The following is a 16,062-nucleotide window of genomic DNA, read 5'->3' as shown; positions in this document are numbered from 1 at the left end:
CCGGTGCTCCATTTGATGGAGCATCGGGCCGTTCGCTTTTTTATATAATGTATAGGCTGTGAGCTGGCCCAAACGTCTCAGAAAAATTCAAGCTTGGGCGCTTTGTCCAGCTGTCCGCTGGCCACGAGCTTGTCGTAAAAGACCCGCAACCCTTCCTGTTCCGTCGGTCCCAGGTCAAAGACCAATCCCTTGAAATACGAACGCATGGCCGCCTCGTCCAAAAAGCCGCTTTGTGCGGCTTTGGCCGCGACCTCTTCCGGGCGCTCGGCAGAATAATTCTTGGCCGCAACCAGGGCGTCACAGGCTGCACGCAAGGCCTCGGTCCGTTTTTCAGCAGCCTCGCGGCTGACGATCCATACCCCGAAAATGAACGGCAGGCCGGTCCAGTCCAGCCAGGCCGATCCCAGGTCCCAGCGGTGCGGATACTCGGGATGGTCGCGCAGGCGGAGCGCCTCGTCGCCTATGGCCAAAAAGGCATCGGGCAGGTCGCCCGTTTCCAGCCGCTGGGTGATGGACCCTACTGTGTAGTTGGGCTTCACGCCCAGACGGGTATGGAGAAAAAGCTTCATCAGCGCGGCCGAGGTGTGGGTCTGCGCACTGACCAGCAGATTGCGGTTGTTCAGGGTGGCAACGGGGTGACGGGAGAGCAGCAGCACGCTCTGCACATGGCCGCAGCTGCCGATGGCAAGGTCGGGAACCAGCAGATAGCGGTCCGGGTTGCGCCCGTACTCGATGCACGAGCAGGAGCTTATTTCCAGCTCGCCCCGGCGCATGGCCTCGTTGAGTTCGGCAGGCGGACCAGACATGACCTGGAACTCGGGCAGTCCGGCAGGCAGCCGCCCGGCACGTTCCAGCTCGCCGGTTTCCAGGGGATTGTAAATGGGCAATACGTTCAGGTAGCCGATCTTTCCAAGGTGCATTTTCCTGCTCATGCCGCACCTCCCGTGCTGCTTTCAGCGCCGGTGGATTCCACCAGGCTGTAGTCCATGCGCCGCTGGCGCGGGGTGAATCCGGCCTCGCGCACGAGGAATTCAATCTCTTCCCTGCTCAGGCGAAAGGAAACGCCTGCCGCGGCCACCACGTTTTCTTCCAGCATGGTGGAGCCGAAGTCGTTGGCGCCGTAGAACAAGGCCAGCTGGGCGATTTTCGGCCCCATGGTCACCCACGAAACCTGCACATTGTCGAAGTTGTCCAGCACCAGCCGGGACAGGGCCAGCAAGCGCAGATATTCCACGCTGGTGGCGGGTTCGATGTCCGAAAGCGCAGTGTTGGAAGGCTGGAACGTCCAGGGGATGAAGGCGGTGAAACCGCTGGTCTCATCCTGCAATTCCCGGAGCCGGAAAAGATGTTCCAAGCGGTCCTCGGGCGTGTCCAGATGGCCGAACATCATGGTCGCGCTGGTGCGCAGCCCCAGCTGATGGGCCTCGCGCATCACGCCCAGCCAGGCGTCGGTGTTGCATTTGTTGGGCGCCACGGCCGTGCGTACGCGGTCCACAAGGATTTCCGCACCGCCACCGGGGATGGAATGCAGGCCCGCGGCAATGAATTCCTTCAGCACCTCGCGCACGCTCATGCCCCAGATATTGGAAAAATAGACGATCTCGGGCGGGGAAAAGGCGTGCACATGGATGGATGGAAAGGTGGTGCGGATGTAGCCCAGCATGTCCGTGTAGAACAACAAAGGAAGGTCGGGATGGTGACCGCCCTGCATGAGAATTTGCGTGCCGCCCACGGCAATGGTTTCCTCGATCTTGCGGCCCAGCTCGTCGTGTTCCATCACATAGCCCTGTTCGTCACCGGGCGCGCGGAAAAACGCGCAGAACTTGCAGCCGCAAGAACAGACATTGGAATAGTTGATGTTGCGGTCGCACACGTACGTAACCATGTTGTCCGGGTGGTGCGCCATGCGCGCACCATGGGCCAGCCCGGCCAGTTCGTGCAGTCCGGCCTGTTCATACAGAACACGAGCCTGGTCCCTGTCCAGCCGGTCGCCCCGGCTTGCCACATCCAGTGCGTTTTCAAGTACAGCGCGCATCTCAGCCCTCCACCGGATTGAAAAACGAATCGCGCTCGACCGCATCCAGGCCGCAACGCCGGATCATGCCGGTCAGTTCCGCGCGGGTCAGGGCGTTGTCCGACTGGGCACCGGCCATGTGGCCGATCTTTTCCTCCACAACCGTGCCGTCCAGATCGTCCGCGCCGTAGTAGAGCGCGGTCTGGGCAAGCTTGACCCCCAGCATGACCCAGTAGGCCTTGATGTGCGGAATGTTGTCCAGCATCAGACGGCACACAGCCATATTTTTCAGGTCTTCCACACCCGTGCTCTGGCGGGTGAGGCCCAGCAGGTTGTTGCGGATCTGAAAGGTGAGCGGAATAAAGCAGAGAAAGCCGCCGGTCCTGTCCTGCAAACAACGCAAACGGTCCAGATGGTCGAGCCGGTCGTCCAGGCTTTCCACATGGCCGTAGAGCATGGTGCAGTTGGTCTTGATGCCCAGCTCGTGGGCCTGCTCCGCCACGCTCAGCCATTCCTCGGCGCTGATCTTTTCCGGACAGATGCGGTTGCGCACTTCGGGGTTGAAAATCTCGGCGCCGCCGCCCGGCATGGCGTCCAGCCCCGCGGCCTTGAGGCGGGTGAGCACCTCGTGCACGCTGATGTTTTCCAGACGGGCAAAGTGGGCGATCTCCACGGCCGTGAAACATTTGAGCTTGGCCTCGGGCCGCAGCTCCCGGATGCGGGCAAGCGCAGCCTCGAAAAAGGAAAGCGGCATGGTCGGATGACAGCCGCCCACAATATGGACTTCGCTCAGCCGTTCGCCTTCGTGGGCCAGCACCTTGGCCTCGATGTCCTCCATGGACAGCTCGAACGCGCCTTTCTGGTCGGCCCGTTTGCGGCTGTAGGCGCAGAACAGACACCCGTTGACGCAGACGTTGGTGTAGTTGATGTGCCGGTTGACCACAAAATAGGTGTTCCTGCCGTGCAGCCGGGTACGCACCCCATGGGCCAACGCGCCCACGGCATTGATGTCCGGGCAGTCAAACAGCCTGCGCCCGTCTTCCAGGCTCAGCCGTTCACCGGCCTCCACCTTGGCGGCAATGTCGTCCAACCCGGCGTTGTGAAAAATTCGTGACGTGTTCATGCGTTCTCCCAAGCCGCGTCCGCCCCTTTTCCGTCGGGGGCCAGACCGTGGCGTATGATTGACATCAGTTGCTCCAGGCGCTCTTCCAGTTCGGCAGCCGGGGCGTTGTGCAGGCCGGTTCCCGAATCCATGTAGGGCACGGCATAGGCCTGAAGAAAACGGTCCATGAGGGCGTCCAGAAAAAAGACGACCCAGTCCGGGTCCAGCCCGGAGCGCAGTTCGCCACGCTCCTGCCCCTGCACCACCAGCGGGCGCAGGTATTTTGCCGAGTACAGCCGGGCTGTGCTCAGAAATCGTTCGCGCCCGGGAAAATTCTCCTGGAACAGCATCTTCAAATAGATGCGATAGATGCGGGGATTGTTGTCTATAAAGCGGATACCGGCATCCAGGCTCTGGCGTATCCGGGTGAACACGTCGGCCTCCAGGGTGGTATCGCGCACCCGGCGCAGAGAGCCGGAGAACAGCCCGACGGCCCGCTCGAAAACATACTCGAACAGCCCATCCTTGGAGCCAAAGTAGGAAAAGATGGACCCCTTGGCGATACCCATGCGCCGAACCATGCGGTTGACGCTGGCCCCCTGGTATCCGTGCTCGGAAAACTCGTCCATGGCGACATCGAGAATGCGCATCTTCTTTTGTGGATCGAGCTTGGTGAATGTGTCGTTGTCCGTCATGCGGCCGTCCTTTTAACCGTGGTGTACCCTGCCCCCGCTCATTATGACCGGGTGGTCATTTGGTAGATGACCACCCGGTCACTTGTCAAGCATGTCGTAAGAAGATATATTAGGTCATATTCTTTTCAGGGGTACAAACCATGCAGACACTCAAGCTGGGCATCTCGCCCTGTCCCAACGACACATTCATCTTTGCCGCGCTGGTCAAGAATCTCTTCGATACAAAGGGGCTGACCATCCAGACCACCTTGGCGGACGTGGAAGAACTGAACAGCAAGGCGCTGACCGGCGAACTGGACGTGGTGAAAATAAGCGTGGCCCAATATCCGCGCATTGCCGAAAACTACGCCCTGCTGCGCTGCGGCGGCGCATTGGGCTACGGCTGCGGCCCCATTGTGGTGGCCCGCCCGGACCGCGACGCAACCGCGCCCTCACAAACCGTCGCCCTGCCCGGAGCCATGACCACTGCCGCGCTGCTCACCGAGCTGTGCGGGAAATTCCCCGGCCCCCGGATGATACTGCGCTACGACGAAGTAATGCCCGCGGTTGTAGAACGCCGGGCCGACCTGGGCGTCATCATCCACGAAGGCCGCTTTACCTACATGAACAGCGGGCTGGAAAAGATATTCGACCTCGGCGCCTGGTGGGAAAAGGAAAAAGGACTGCCCATTCCCCTCGGTGCCATCGCCATCCGCCGCGACCGCATCCCCCAGGTGAAACTGGTGGAGGAACTCATCCGTACCAGCCTGGACCGCGCCCACAAAGACCCCGGTACCATCTGGACCTTTATTCTCGACCATGCCCAGGAAATGTCGGAAACCGTCATCCGCGAGCACATCAAGACCTTTGTGAACGACTTCTCCCACGATGTGGGCAATGCCGCACCCGCAGTGACCGAACTGGTGGAAACCGCTGCCAAAGCCGCCGGAATCGCCCTGCCCGACAAGCCGATTTTCGCGTCGTAATGGGATGGGGGCGCTGCCCCCCAGCCCCCGCCAGGAGGCAACGGCCTCCTGGACCTGCGATTATGCTTTTTCCAGCGCTGAAGCAGCGCAGGAAAAAGCAAACAGCCAAATAAAAACCACTTTTTCTCCTGCTCTTCTACGTCGTCCCGCTGGCTGCTCAAAAAAGTGCGAGAACAAGGCGCTAAAAGAACTCAAGGACGACGCGTATTCTTAAATACGCGAGGATTTGAGTTCTTTGCGGCAACGTAGTTATCGTGCTTTTTTCAGCAACCGAGCACATCTGGGGGCGCTGCCCCCAACCCCGCCAGGAGGCAACGGCCTCCTGGACCTGCGATTTACGTACGAAGAATCCCGTCCCGGCGAAACGCCCGGACGGGATTCTTCGTGCGTGAAGGCAGAAGGAGAGAAATTTTAATGCTCTTCTCACCCCACCCTACCTTTACCGGCTACGCCGCTATCGTGCCTTTTTCAGCGACCAAAAGGCCAGGGCTGCTCAAAAAGGTGCGAGAGCAAGGCGCCAGGAAAATTCAAACGCGACGTGTACTCTTATGTACACGAGCGGCTTGAATTTTACGCAGCAACGCAGCAGATGCCCCTTTTTCAGCAGCCAAAAACACTTAAGATTGCAATTAAGGCCCAAATAACCGACAATATAGAATACACGACACACGCAAGTAGGATCGCCCACCTGCTACGAACAGCTTTTTCACCAGCTGGCACTGGAGAGGATCATGGCAAAAGAAGCCGACGGGAAGGCGGAAGGCTATTGTCTCTGGGAAATCGAAGAAGGCGAATTCACTATCGGTATCATGGGAACCGGCCCCGGTTTCATGTCCATTCTCGATATCATCGCCAATGAACAGTACAAGGAATACCTTCCGGGGCTGCGGCTCATAGGGGTGTCCGACCTGGGAAACCATCCGGGCAAGGTTCGCTACATCCGGGAACAGGGCATGCCCATCTACCGTTCCTATCGCGACATGCTCAAGGCCCACCCCAAGCTTGATTTGCTGGTGGAGCTGGTGGGCAAGCGTTTCAGCCTGAAGAAAATCCGCAATTCCATTCCCGAGACCCTCTCGCTCATCGACCACAAGTCCGCCATTTTTCTGTGCGGCCTGCATTCCATGCTGCAGGTCTCCAGCCATTGTCAGAGCCATCTGGACAGACAAAAGGCCCTGCTTCAGACCATCATCGATGAAGTGCGCGAAGACATTCTGCTGCTGGACAAGGAAGGCCGCGTTGTGGACACGAATAAAAACGTGACCAAGCGAACCGGCAAGGAAAAGTCGGAACTTCTGGGCATGCCCTGCTGGCGTGTGCAGACCCTGCCCGACGGCCTGCCATTCTGCAACAAGATGGATTCCCGCTGCCCGTTCCACTCCACCCTTGCCCGGCAAAAAGCGGCCGAAGCCTTGGTGACCCGGGTGGCGACGGACGGAAGGCTGCAATATTTCCGCATCTACTCCTATCCCATATTCAACAGCAACGGCACCATGACCCATATTCTGGTGATGCGGCGCGACATCACCGAGCGCACACACCAGGAAAAGCACCAGCAGCACACCGAAAAGCTGTCGGTAATCGGTGAAATGAGCACCTACCTGGCCCACGAAATCCGCAACCCGCTCTTTGCCATTGGCGGGTTTACCAACTCGCTGCTCAAGTCCAAAAACCTCACGGAAAGAGAGCTGGAAAAACTGCAGATCATTGCCGACGAGACCAAAAGACTGGACAAGATGCTGACCAGCATCCTCAACTTTTCACGCCCCTCCAAAACCACCGATGCCACCGTGGACCTCAACAAGGTGATGACCGAAACCGTGGACCTCATGAAAATGGGCTACGGCAAACGGGGCATCCGTTTTCTCATCTACACCTATCCCAAGCTGCCCCTGGTGAATGGCGAGCCGGAAATGGTCAAGCAGTGTCTGGTCAACCTGATCAAAAACTCCATAGAGGCCATGCCCGATGGCGGGGACATCAGCCTGACCACCGGAGCCGACCAGAACTTCATCACCATTGCCGTGTCCGATACGGGAACCGGCATGGACGAAAAGGAACTGGCAAACGCCTTCAGCCCCTTTTATTCCACCAAGGAACAAGGGTGCGGCCTTGGATTGGCCATGATCAACAAGATAGTGGATGAATACGGAGGCAGGGTGGACCTGACCAGCAAGGTCGGGGAAGGAACCACGGTTACGTTGTGTTTTCCGCCGGTTTGCGCCGTGGACTGCGAAGCCGAAACAGCACGCGATATTCGCAGTGTATGAGCCGCAACTGCCGTTGCCGGAAAACTGATAGTGCCGCTTCCGTTAAATCCGCATCATTGGAATGCGGGAGAACGAGCGGCACAGCGAAACCAGCCCAGTTCATCGGGACAGCCCGAAGCAAAGGGGCTTTAAGCCAGCCTGTCCTTATGCAGGCGACACACCTTTGGAAAAATCAACCGTCGGCATTGATTCGGGCAACGACTTCTTCCAGCACCCGGTCCGCATCATCCACAGGCACCTGGCAGGTGCCCACCTGTTTGTGGCCGCCACCGCCGTATTGCAGCATCAGTTTGCCCACGTCGGTATTGCTGGTGCGGTTGAAGATACTGTGGCCCACGGCAAGGCTCACCCGCTCCTTGTCCTTGCCCCATACCACCTGCACGCTGATGTTGCAGTCCGGGTACATGGTATAGATGGAAAAACGGTTGCCCGTGTAGATTTCACTTTCCGGACGCAAATCCAGCACAATGGCGTTGTCGCGGATGGACACGGTCCGCTCCACCATGCGCCGGAAAAATGTTTCGTGCTCCCAATAGCGTACGGCGCGCTCGCGCACGTCGCCCTCTTCCAAAATATCGTCTATGCTCAGCGTCCGAATCCATTCCACCAGCTTGAGCATGAGCAGATGATTGCTGATGCGGTAATCCGTATACCGGCCCAACCCGGTGCGCGGATCGCTGATGAACGACAGCATGACCCAGCCGTCCGGGTTCTCCACCTCTTCCCTGGTCAGCCGTCCGCTGTCGCAACGGTCCACATATTCCAGCATGGTGTCGAAAGACCGCGAAAAGGTATCATGGCCGCCGTAGTATTCCCAGATAACACGGGCACAGCTGTCCGCCGACTTGGACACGCCCTCGAACTCGAAATCAAAATTCAGACGCTCAAACTCGCTGGAGTGATGGTCGAACCACATGCCGCAGCCCGGAACATAGGGAACGTTCGCCAATATGTCGTTGGGTCCGGCTTCCACCTTGCCGTCCTGCACATCCTTGGGGTGGACGAAACGCCACGAGTCCATGACGCCTGCTTCCTTGAGCAACACGGCGCAGATGAGCCCGTCAAAGTCGGCACGGGTAAGCAGATTCATTCGCTATCCTCCGGGAGATCGGCCGGCCGCGTTCTGTCGGTTTCGGCCTTGCCACGTTAAATGCAGGTTGCACAGCCCTAACATTTAATGTTCAGCCTATATTAATATATTGACACGTGTACAAAAGTTCAAGTGGGCAATTCCCACAACGGTCAAGATATCACTTTCGGCTTCGAACGTCCCCCCGCTGACGGCATTTATAATCGAAAAAGTACATTCTTGGAAACCTTCCCGTTGCGCCCACCGCCCCCCACGCGGAGGGACGCCCAAAGACCGCACAAGACAGCCTCGGCCGCATCGTCATTGAAGGCGGTGGCAAGAGGCAGGCCGCAGGAACGGGCATACTCCTGGGCCACGGCAACCGCACTCTGCTTGGCAACCGAGGCGCAGGACCGCATGCGCGGCGGCAGCAGATCGTCCCGCCAATCTTCCGCGCTCACGCGCCAGACCTCGGCTCCCAGCTTTTGGGCCTCGTGCTCCCACAGGCGCGCCAAATCGCCGCCGCCTTCCAAAACCACAAGCCCCAACCGGGGAAGTCCTCGCAAGATGGTGTAAACGCCCTTGCGCAGCCGGGCGCGTGAACCGAAATTTCTGGAACGTGCCCAAACCAGACGGCCCTGCGCATCGAACAGTGCCATCCCCGACCTGATCCCCACATCCACACAAAACAGGGCCAGGTCGGAAGCATGAGTAGCGGGCATATAAAATGGGGGGATTATTCGGTGAGGAGTTCGTTCACGGCAGATATCATCTGTTTGCGATCGTACGGCTTGGCAAACGTATGTTTCACTCCCAGCAGCTGAATCCAGTTGAGGGGTTCGTACATGCCTTTGGAACCGCCGTCGGTTACCGCAATGATGCGCGTTTCGGGATGATCGCGCAGCAGCTCCCGAATGGTTTGCACGCCTTCTTTTTCCGGCATGAAAATATCGGTGATGACAAGGTCGGCAGGAGTGGCGTTGAACAGGGCAAGACCCTGCTCACCGTCTTCCGCCTCGCTCACATTATGCCCCTCTTCTTCAAGAATGGCTTTCAAGACCCAACGGGAAGTGGGATCGTCGTCTATGATAAGAATTTTAGCCATAAATAAACCTGCTCACATATGTTTAGTCAATTCTTACGTAGTTTCAAAAACAAACGCAAGAAAGCATGCATAACACACCATACATTTTATGGATCACGCCTTCCCTCGAAAGCCTCTCCCGTCCCCTTTTACTTTGGAAAAAGTGACGAGACAATGCCGATTTATTTTCTAGCGCAAAACAGCCGATAAAAGCAATAAGCACAGCCAACTTCCCTGGTTTTAGCCCCAAAAACCGGACTTTGAAGCTAGCATAAGACGCATCCGATGTCTTCAACAGCCAGCGAACTATTTGTGTTCCATATTCCGATCCCTTATGTTGCCCGCCAGCTTTCAACTGACAAGGAAACCCGATGATACGCCCACAGCTTTTCGTGCTCATATTGCTTCTGCTTTGCGCCCCGGTCATGTCCAGTGCAGGTTATGCCGCAACAGGCCATGCAGGTTAAAAGCCCTTTGGCGCGGCCTGCAAAATAAAATCCACGGCATGTGCTTCCCTCCTTGACAAACCAGCCGGGCGAGGGGCATACAAACTGAAGATAGAGAAATCGTATTTTATACGATGCCGAACGAACATTAGTTAACAAGCAAGGATTTATTTCCCGTGTACACTACGTACCTAACAGACTTCAGCAGCGCACCTGCCACGCCTTCGGTCCAGACCGTCGGTGTCGCTTCCCCTGTTGTAGTCGTAGTAGTAGGTGTAGTAGTAGCCATCGCGCCGTAGCGGGAAACAGACTCTGTACATCTCAACCCCCGCCGGCGCGACGCTGGCGGGGGTTTTTATTTACCCAAACCCGCCGGATAGCACGCAGCGCCTGGGGCTCACGCAAGGAGCCTTGCATGAACGGAGCGCAACTCACTATCAAACTTCTGGAACGCCAGGGCATACGCACCATTCCCGGAATACCCGGAGGTGCCAACCTGCCCCTGTACGACGCCCTCTCCGAGAGCACGCGAATTCGCCACGTCCTGGCCCGGCACGAGCAGGGCGCGGGATTCATGGCCCAGGGAATGGCCCGTACAACGGGCAAACCCGCCGTGTTCATGGCCACGTCCGGCCCCGGAGCAACCAACACCCTTACCGCCCTGGCCGACGCAAAGCTCGACTCCGTTCCCATCATCTGCATCACCGGCCAGGTTCCCCTGTCCATGATCGGCACGGACGCATTTCAGGAAGTCGATATCTACGGAATGAGCATTCCGGCCACCAAGCACAACTTTCTGGTCCGATCGGTGGAAGAATTGATCCGCGTCATTCCCGAAGCCTTCACCCTGGCCGCATCCGGACGCCCCGGCCCCATCCTCATCGACATTCCCAAAGACGTGCAGACCGCGCAGGTGGACCTTCAGGAACTGCCGCCCATCGGCTGTGCCGAAACGCCCCAGCCGCCCCGCCAGGCAGACCTTGAAGCCGCTGCCGCACTCATCAACAAGGCCGAACGCCCCGTGCTCTACCTGGGCGGCGGTGTGGTCCAGTCCTGCGGCAACGAATGCTGCGAACTGGCCCGTGAATTTGCCGAAAAGACCTCCATGGCCGTGGTCTGCACCCTCATGGGGCTGGGCGGCATTGCCGAAGACCACCCCCTGTACCTGGGAATGCTGGGCATGCATGCCGCGCCCTGCGCCAACTACGCCATAGAGGAGTGCGACCTTATCCTGGCCGCGGGTGCCCGCTTCGACGACAGGGCAACCGGCGCGTTGGAACACTTCTGCCCTTCCGCCTCCGTGGTGCATATAGACATCGACCCGGCCGAACTGGGCAAGCTGCGCACGCCGCATGCCGCGGTCACCGCCGACGTGGCCGGGGCACTGCATGGCCTCATGCCCCTGGTGAAGGACAGGGAACGCACGGCCTGGCGGGCGCGCATAAACCACCTCAAGAGCGACCATCCTCTGGAACTTCCCGGAATGGACGACCCGACCACCCCCTACGGTTACATCAACCACACGGCCAAGGCCGCGGGAAAGGACGCCATCGTGGTGACGGACGTGGGCCAGCACCAGATGCGCACGGCCCAGGCCCATCCCTACCTGGCCCCGCGCCGCTGGCTGACCTCGGGCGGACTGGGCACCATGGGCTTTGGACTGCCTGCCGCCATTGGCGCGGCCCTGGCCAATCCCGAGGCCACGGTCACCTGCTTTACCGGTGACGGCAGCCTGATGATGAACATTCAGGAAATGGCCACCGCCGCGGAGCTGGGCCTCAACGTCAAGATCGTCCTGGCCGACAACAACGCCCTGGGGCTGGTGCATCAGCAGCAGGAACTTTTTTACCAGGGCCGCACCTTTGCCTCCACCTATACCGGCTCCATCGACTTTCCCGGCCTGGCCCGCGCCTTTGGCCTGGACGCCGTGGACCTGGAACACAGCGAAAATCCCGGAGAAGACCTGCAAACCGCCATGCAGCGGCCCGGCCCCTGCCTGGTGCGCCTGCCCGTCCGCCCCGACGCCAATGTGTTCCCCATGGTGCCTCCCGGAGCCCCCAACAGCAAAATGATAGGAGAAAAAGCCAATGTCTGCGCCTGATATTACCAACGCCACAGATCGCAAGGCCGTGCTGGAACTGAACGTCAACAACCATCCGGGCGTCATGTCCCACGTTTGCGGGCTGTTTGCCCGGCGCGCCTACAACGTGGAAGGCATTGCCTGCCTGCCCCAGTCCATGCACGAGGAAAACGGAACCCAGACCAGCGTCATCTGGCTGCTGGTCCACGAGGACGGACGGCTTGCCCAGATTATAAAGCAGGTGGAAAAGCTGCACGATGTACGGCAGGTGCGCCACCACGGTCCGTCACATCCCGTATTCGACGGCCTGCAAGGCCTCATTGCTTCCTGAAAAATCGGGGGAAAAGCACGAAAAGATCCGGCAGGCTGCGAGGAAAAAGCAGAGCGGCACGTCCTTGTGGCCCCCAAAAAATCGGGGGAAAAGCCGGGAGAGACACGATGCAGGGGAATTTCCAAGGTGCGGGAGAGTACGGTATCAAGCCAACGGCTCTCTCCACCCTTCCCCGGCAGCCGGGTTCGCTTTCGGACGCGCTAAAATATCCGGGCCAGAAGAACCGAAAAAAGGAAAAGCACAGGGAAAGGATGGAATCAGGATGCCGGGGCTTTTGCACTCTCTTGCGACGGAAGCGTGTCGAGAAATTCCAGCAGCAGTTTATCGACCTGTTGCGGCCGCTCCATCATCAGAAAATGGCCGGGGGTTCGCAGCACATGCATACGGACGTCGGAATACTCCCTGCACAGCCGGTCGCCCATGTCCGGCGGAAATCCCGCCATGTTCGAATAGACGGCCAGCACCGGCAGGCCCGGTCTGGGGCAGGGTTTCCAGTCCTCTTCGCGGAACAGATTCTCCAGGGCGCTGTCCGCCACATACCGGGGCGTTGAAAGCATCAGCCCCCGGATCTGACGGCGCAACCGTTCCGGGGTTTCGTCCGTGAACAGGCCTTGTATGAACCGTTGCATGAACTGATCGCGCTGGAAGTCGTCGCCATGGATGGGGGCAATGAAGTCCTGCACCATCCGGGAATATACAGCCCGGTCGTGCGCAGATTCGGGCCGGATTTCATACACACCGTCCACGTCGGCCAGGGCAATGCAACGGGCCGGGTACATGATGGCGAACATCCGCGCCACGGAAAAGCCCATGCTGTGCCCCACCAGAACGGCCCTATCCACTCCCGCCTTGTCCATGACCTCGCGCACGGAATCGGCGAACAGCCGCAGGGTATACTGCATATGCGGCTTGATGCTCTGCCCGTGCCCGGGGAGATCCACCACGATAACCCGCCCTTTTTTTTGCAGAACAGGTACCTGAAAGCGCCATACCGATGAGTCGCAGGCCAAGCCGTGGATAAGCACGACAGGCGAATGAGGCCCCGCGTTACCGTATAGGTGGTACACTACTCCCTTTGCCGTGGCATCCGCTTTTGCGGGAAAGGCCCTTCCTCCCAGCACTACCAATATGGTCGCCAGCACAAAACCAATTGTAATAAATTTTTTCATAACCCGCCTGACAGAAATCGAACCTTTCACAGATAAAAATCGCATTTCAGAATGCAACTATATACAGATGTATCCATACATAATCAACCGATCATCGAACTCTTTCTATCTATCCGTATATACGATTGAAACAATGTTTCTATTCCAAGCCGGAACGCCACCGGACACCCAAATGCCAGCCCGCAACGCCCAGCCCGCCATCCACCGCCGCACGGTTTTTTCATCTTTTTTTCATCTTTTTTCATTTTTCTCCGCCCGAGGGGTAAAGAAAACAAAGTTATCGACCGATACGACGAATAAGCGTCAGATCCGTACTTCCTCCGGGAGGGGACCATGCCTATGTCAAGCATCTCCGGAACAGGGGAGTACAACACCTCTCTGGATCGGCAAACCTTCGGTGCTCAGGTCGTGTCGAAAACTCTCGACACCATGAACAATGCTTCCAGCCAGAGCCTGGCTCCGGTGGACAAGCAAACGTTCGGCGCACAGGTTGTATCCAAAACCCTGGATTACATGAATTCGGGGAACAACTACGGCCCGAACAATTCACAGGACTACAACTTCCAGAAAAGCGTCCTGGACGCTGCGTACTCGGGCAAGGGAACAATAATCGACAACATGATTTAACTTCCGGATTTGACGCCAACCACCGTAGCCCTCGCAGGCCGCCTACCTGCGGGGGCCTTTTTGTGCCCGAAAAACAAAAGAAAAAGAAGAGTGCCACGTCACAACACCCGCAATAAGCAGGGGGAAAAAAGACTTGTTCGTTGACTGTAGCACATTTTTTAAATTATAGACACGCATAGCGGTTAACATCAACATTTGTATTCGCATCGAAATCAACCATGGGAGTTCCGTATGAAACGCCTTGCAGTTTCCATTATGGCGCTTGGCCTTTTCCTGGCATTGACCATTCCGGCAATGGCTCACTTCGGCATGATCATTCCCAGCAATTCCATCCTGCCCCAGGGCCAAAAATCCCTGGACCTCACCCTGTCCTTCTCCCATCCCTTTGAGGGGCACGGAATGGATCTGGTCAAGCCCAAGATGTTCAAGGTGTTCCATGACGGCAAAAGCCAGGACCTGCTGGGCACGCTGAAAGAAACCAAGGTGATGGGCCACAAGTCCTGGATGACCACCTACAGCCCCAAACGCCCCGGCATGTACATCTTTGCCATGGAGCCGCAGGCCTACCCCGAACCCGCTGAAGACAACTACATCATCCATTATACAAAGACCGTGGTTTCCGCCTATGACGAAGGCGAAGACTGGAACACCCCCGTCGGCCTGAAAACCGAAATCGTGCCTCTTACCCGCCCCTGGGGCAACTACGCCGGCAACGTTTTCCAGGGCATCGTCCTGATGGACGGCAAGCCCGCGCCCTACACCCGCGTGGAAGTGGAATACTACAACGCGGCTGGTCAGTTCACGGCTCCCAGCGACTGCATGGTGACCCAGGAAGTGCTGTGCGACGGCAACGGCGTATTCACGGTCGCCCTGCCCCTGCCCGGCTGGTGGGGATTCGCCGGACTCAACGATGCCGATTACAAGATCGAGGGCAAGGACGTGGAACTCGGTGCCGTGCTCTGGATCGAGCTGAAGCCGTTTACCACAAAATAGATTGAGCCCAGGCTCTGAACACGGTATGACAGGCCGGAATTATAGACATTCCGGCCTTTTTTTATTGTCAAAGCAGGAGGCTTGCAAACGCAGCCCTGGCCTTGACTATTTCGCCCTTTATAATGGCAATACATGGTTTTTGCGACGTACAGTGCGCCATGTGAACTTTGCTTTTGCAGCCTGACTCATGGCCCCCTGCCCAAAGGCAACGAGACAAGAACATAACGAATTTTAATTCTTATCTTCTTCTACAGGTTGCTCAAAAAGGTACGAGATCCAGGCACCAGGGGGAAATTCATTTGCGACATGTACTGAATTTTCCTCACCCGCAGGTTGCTCAAAAAGGTATGGATGCGAGGCACCAGGAAAATTTAATCGCGACGTGTACTCTTACGTACACGAGCGACTTGAATTTTCCGCAGTAACGAAGCAGACGGGCCTTTTTCAGCAACCTGAAAGAGAAAAAAAATGGATACAACGACGACCAGCGCCCCCCTCCTCCACCTCCACCCCGCCTTCCGCCTGGCGGGTGCGGCTGTTTTCGCCGTTGCCGCCGCCCTGTTGCACAACCCGCTCGTCGCCCTCTGTGGCTGCGTCCCGGCCTTTGCCCTGCTGCCGTTCAGCGGTTTCGGCAAAAAAAAGGCCCTGCGCCGCCTGCTGGCAACCAACGGCTTTGTCCTCTTTTTGTGGGCCACCGTGCCCTGGACCTACCCCGGACAAACGCTCCTCAGCCTCGGCCCGCTGACCATTACCCGGGAAGGCGTCATGATCTGCCTGCTGGTAACGCTCAAGGCCAACGCCATCATGGCCGCATTCATGGCCCTGGCAGGGACCATCCCGCCGCACCGCATGGGCCACGCCCTGCAACGGCTCGGCCTGCCCTCCAAAGTCTGCGCCCTGGTCGCCTTTACCAGCCGCTACATAGACACCCTGGCCCAGGAATACGCCACCATGCGCACCGCGGCCATACTGCGGGGGTTCACTCCGCGCACCAGCCTTTCCTCCTACCGTACCTTTGCCTGGCTAACGGGAATGCTGCTGGTGCGCAGCTCGGAACGCTCGCAGCGGGTCTACGAGGCCATGCGCTGCCGCGGCTTCAACGGAACGTTTCACAGCCTGGATACTCACACGCCGGGCCGCCCGGACACCCTTTTCATGGCCGCGGCCCTGCTGGTATCCATGACCCTGCTTGCTGCCGACCATCTGATGTAACGAGG

17 protein-coding genes are annotated in these 16,062 nt (G+C 58.1%); 7 read left to right on the top strand and 10 right to left on the bottom strand.

Features of this window, described 5'->3' with window-relative positions; all coding sequences use genetic code 11:
• Window positions 1-77 precede the first annotated feature (77 nt).
• The 4 genes from ACI0FJ_RS14820 to ACI0FJ_RS14805 are packed head-to-tail and all read right to left on the bottom strand — an operon-like array spanning window position 78 to window position 3,811.
• Window positions 78-932: a menaquinone biosynthetic enzyme MqnA/MqnD family protein gene (locus tag ACI0FJ_RS14820; RefSeq protein ID WP_424304672.1), complete on the bottom strand. Its 855-nt coding sequence runs from the start codon at window positions 930-932 to the stop codon at window positions 78-80.
• Complete coding sequence (gene mqnC / locus ACI0FJ_RS14815) at window positions 929-2,035, bottom strand: cyclic dehypoxanthinyl futalosine synthase (protein ID WP_424304671.1); 1,107 nt, start codon at window positions 2,033-2,035, stop codon at window positions 929-931. The genes ACI0FJ_RS14820 and mqnC overlap by 4 nt, the downstream gene beginning before the upstream one ends.
• A gap of 1 nt (window position 2,036) precedes the next feature.
• A complete protein-coding gene (mqnE, locus tag ACI0FJ_RS14810) occupies window positions 2,037-3,137 on the bottom strand; it encodes an aminofutalosine synthase MqnE (protein WP_424304670.1) in 1,101 nt (366 codons plus the stop codon).
• Window positions 3,134-3,811 (bottom strand): TetR/AcrR family transcriptional regulator, encoded by a 678-nt coding sequence (locus ACI0FJ_RS14805; protein ID WP_424304669.1) that lies wholly within the window; start codon window positions 3,809-3,811, stop codon window positions 3,134-3,136. Before ACI0FJ_RS14805 ends, mqnE begins: the two co-directional genes overlap by 4 nt.
• 140 nt (window positions 3,812-3,951) lie before the next feature.
• Between ACI0FJ_RS14805 and ACI0FJ_RS14800 the strand changes: the two genes are divergently transcribed.
• Both ACI0FJ_RS14800 and ACI0FJ_RS14795 read left to right on the top strand, forming a co-directional pair.
• Window positions 3,952-4,776 (top strand): 1,4-dihydroxy-6-naphthoate synthase, encoded by an 825-nt coding sequence (locus ACI0FJ_RS14800; protein ID WP_424304668.1) that lies wholly within the window; start codon window positions 3,952-3,954, stop codon window positions 4,774-4,776.
• Window positions 4,777-5,507: 731 nt separating this feature from the next.
• Window positions 5,508-7,046 carry a two-component system sensor histidine kinase NtrB gene (locus ACI0FJ_RS14795; protein ID WP_424304667.1) on the top strand — a complete coding sequence of 513 codons (1,539 nt, stop codon included), beginning with the start codon at window positions 5,508-5,510 and terminating at the stop codon, window positions 7,044-7,046.
• Between the two features lie 172 nt (window positions 7,047-7,218).
• On the opposite strand, the gene ACI0FJ_RS14790 is transcribed toward ACI0FJ_RS14795, so the two are convergent.
• From ACI0FJ_RS14790 to ACI0FJ_RS14770, 5 genes are all read right to left on the bottom strand, one after another.
• Window positions 7,219-8,136: an exopolyphosphatase gene (locus tag ACI0FJ_RS14790; RefSeq protein ID WP_424304666.1), complete on the bottom strand. Its 918-nt coding sequence runs from the start codon at window positions 8,134-8,136 to the stop codon at window positions 7,219-7,221.
• A 197-nt stretch (window positions 8,137-8,333) separates the two neighbouring features.
• Window positions 8,334-8,837, bottom strand: coding sequence for a hypothetical protein (locus ACI0FJ_RS14785; protein ID WP_424304665.1), 504 nt, complete (start codon window positions 8,835-8,837; stop codon window positions 8,334-8,336).
• A gap of 14 nt (window positions 8,838-8,851) precedes the next feature.
• Complete coding sequence (locus tag ACI0FJ_RS14780) at window positions 8,852-9,220, bottom strand: response regulator (protein WP_424304664.1); 369 nt, start codon at window positions 9,218-9,220, stop codon at window positions 8,852-8,854.
• A gap of 43 nt (window positions 9,221-9,263) precedes the next feature.
• Window positions 9,264-9,599 carry a hypothetical protein gene (locus ACI0FJ_RS14775; RefSeq protein ID WP_424304663.1) on the bottom strand — a complete coding sequence of 112 codons (336 nt, stop codon included), beginning with the start codon at window positions 9,597-9,599 and terminating at the stop codon, window positions 9,264-9,266.
• A 237-nt stretch (window positions 9,600-9,836) separates the two neighbouring features.
• Complete coding sequence (locus ACI0FJ_RS14770; RefSeq protein ID WP_424304662.1) at window positions 9,837-9,965, bottom strand: hypothetical protein; 129 nt, start codon at window positions 9,963-9,965, stop codon at window positions 9,837-9,839.
• A 95-nt stretch (window positions 9,966-10,060) separates the two neighbouring features.
• On the opposite strand from ACI0FJ_RS14770, the gene ilvB reads away from it, so the two are divergent.
• Both ilvB and ilvN read left to right on the top strand, forming a co-directional pair.
• Window positions 10,061-11,746, top strand: coding sequence for an acetolactate synthase large subunit (gene ilvB / locus ACI0FJ_RS14765; RefSeq protein ID WP_424304661.1), 1,686 nt, complete (start codon window positions 10,061-10,063; stop codon window positions 11,744-11,746).
• On the top strand, window positions 11,733-12,056 hold the full coding sequence (gene ilvN / locus ACI0FJ_RS14760) for an acetolactate synthase small subunit (protein ID WP_424304660.1): 324 nt from the start codon (window positions 11,733-11,735) through the stop codon (window positions 12,054-12,056). The genes ilvB and ilvN overlap by 14 nt, the downstream gene beginning before the upstream one ends.
• Before the next feature lie 257 nt (window positions 12,057-12,313).
• Here ilvN and ACI0FJ_RS14755 read toward each other — a convergent pair whose 3' ends face one another.
• On the bottom strand, window positions 12,314-13,225 hold the full coding sequence (locus ACI0FJ_RS14755) for an alpha/beta fold hydrolase (protein WP_424304659.1): 912 nt from the start codon (window positions 13,223-13,225) through the stop codon (window positions 12,314-12,316).
• Window positions 13,226-13,558: 333 nt separating this feature from the next.
• Here ACI0FJ_RS14755 and ACI0FJ_RS14750 point away from each other — a divergent pair, with 333 nt between their 5' ends.
• The 3 genes from ACI0FJ_RS14750 (at window position 13,559) to cbiQ (ending at window position 16,057) form a co-directional block, all read left to right on the top strand.
• Window positions 13,559-13,852, top strand: a complete 294-nt coding sequence (locus ACI0FJ_RS14750) for a hypothetical protein (RefSeq protein ID WP_424304658.1) — start codon at window positions 13,559-13,561, stop codon at window positions 13,850-13,852.
• 231 nt (window positions 13,853-14,083) lie between these two features.
• Complete coding sequence (locus tag ACI0FJ_RS14745) at window positions 14,084-14,845, top strand: DUF4198 domain-containing protein (protein WP_424304657.1); 762 nt, start codon at window positions 14,084-14,086, stop codon at window positions 14,843-14,845.
• 468 nt (window positions 14,846-15,313) lie between these two features.
• Window positions 15,314-16,057, top strand: a complete 744-nt coding sequence (gene cbiQ, locus ACI0FJ_RS14740) for a cobalt ECF transporter T component CbiQ (protein WP_424304656.1) — start codon at window positions 15,314-15,316, stop codon at window positions 16,055-16,057.
• Window positions 16,058-16,062: the final 5 nt, after the last annotated feature.

The sequence above is a fragment of the Desulfovibrio sp. 7SRBS1 genome, assembly GCF_049723905.1.
Taxonomy (GTDB): Bacteria; Desulfobacterota; Desulfovibrionia; order Desulfovibrionales; family Desulfovibrionaceae.
Note: the sequence above shows the minus strand (reverse complement) of the source record. Positions and strands in the feature narration are given on the sequence as shown.

Coding starts and splice junctions, on each gene's coding strand:
- ACI0FJ_RS14775 (WP_424304663.1), bottom strand. CDS start 9,599: ATGAGCACGAAAAGCTGTGGGCGTATCATCGGGTTTCCTTGTCAGTTG.
- cbiQ (WP_424304656.1), top strand. CDS start 15,314: ATGGATACAACGACGACCAGCGCCCCCCTCCTCCACCTCCACCCCGCC.
- ACI0FJ_RS14820 (WP_424304672.1), bottom strand. CDS start 932: ATGAGCAGGAAAATGCACCTTGGAAAGATCGGCTACCTGAACGTATTG.
- ACI0FJ_RS14750 (WP_424304658.1), top strand. CDS start 13,559: ATGCCTATGTCAAGCATCTCCGGAACAGGGGAGTACAACACCTCTCTG.
- ilvB (WP_424304661.1), top strand. CDS start 10,061: ATGAACGGAGCGCAACTCACTATCAAACTTCTGGAACGCCAGGGCATA.
- ilvN (WP_424304660.1), top strand. CDS start 11,733: ATGTCTGCGCCTGATATTACCAACGCCACAGATCGCAAGGCCGTGCTG.
- ACI0FJ_RS14755 (WP_424304659.1), bottom strand. CDS start 13,225: ATGAAAAAATTTATTACAATTGGTTTTGTGCTGGCGACCATATTGGTA.
- ACI0FJ_RS14800 (WP_424304668.1), top strand. CDS start 3,952: ATGCAGACACTCAAGCTGGGCATCTCGCCCTGTCCCAACGACACATTC.
- ACI0FJ_RS14745 (WP_424304657.1), top strand. CDS start 14,084: ATGAAACGCCTTGCAGTTTCCATTATGGCGCTTGGCCTTTTCCTGGCA.
- ACI0FJ_RS14790 (WP_424304666.1), bottom strand. CDS start 8,136: ATGAATCTGCTTACCCGTGCCGACTTTGACGGGCTCATCTGCGCCGTG.
- mqnC (WP_424304671.1), bottom strand. CDS start 2,035: ATGCGCGCTGTACTTGAAAACGCACTGGATGTGGCAAGCCGGGGCGAC.
- ACI0FJ_RS14805 (WP_424304669.1), bottom strand. CDS start 3,811: ATGACGGACAACGACACATTCACCAAGCTCGATCCACAAAAGAAGATG.
- ACI0FJ_RS14795 (WP_424304667.1), top strand. CDS start 5,508: ATGGCAAAAGAAGCCGACGGGAAGGCGGAAGGCTATTGTCTCTGGGAA.
- ACI0FJ_RS14780 (WP_424304664.1), bottom strand. CDS start 9,220: ATGGCTAAAATTCTTATCATAGACGACGATCCCACTTCCCGTTGGGTC.
- ACI0FJ_RS14785 (WP_424304665.1), bottom strand. CDS start 8,837: ATGCCCGCTACTCATGCTTCCGACCTGGCCCTGTTTTGTGTGGATGTG.
- mqnE (WP_424304670.1), bottom strand. CDS start 3,137: ATGAACACGTCACGAATTTTTCACAACGCCGGGTTGGACGACATTGCC.
- ACI0FJ_RS14770 (WP_424304662.1), bottom strand. CDS start 9,965: ATGTACAGAGTCTGTTTCCCGCTACGGCGCGATGGCTACTACTACACC.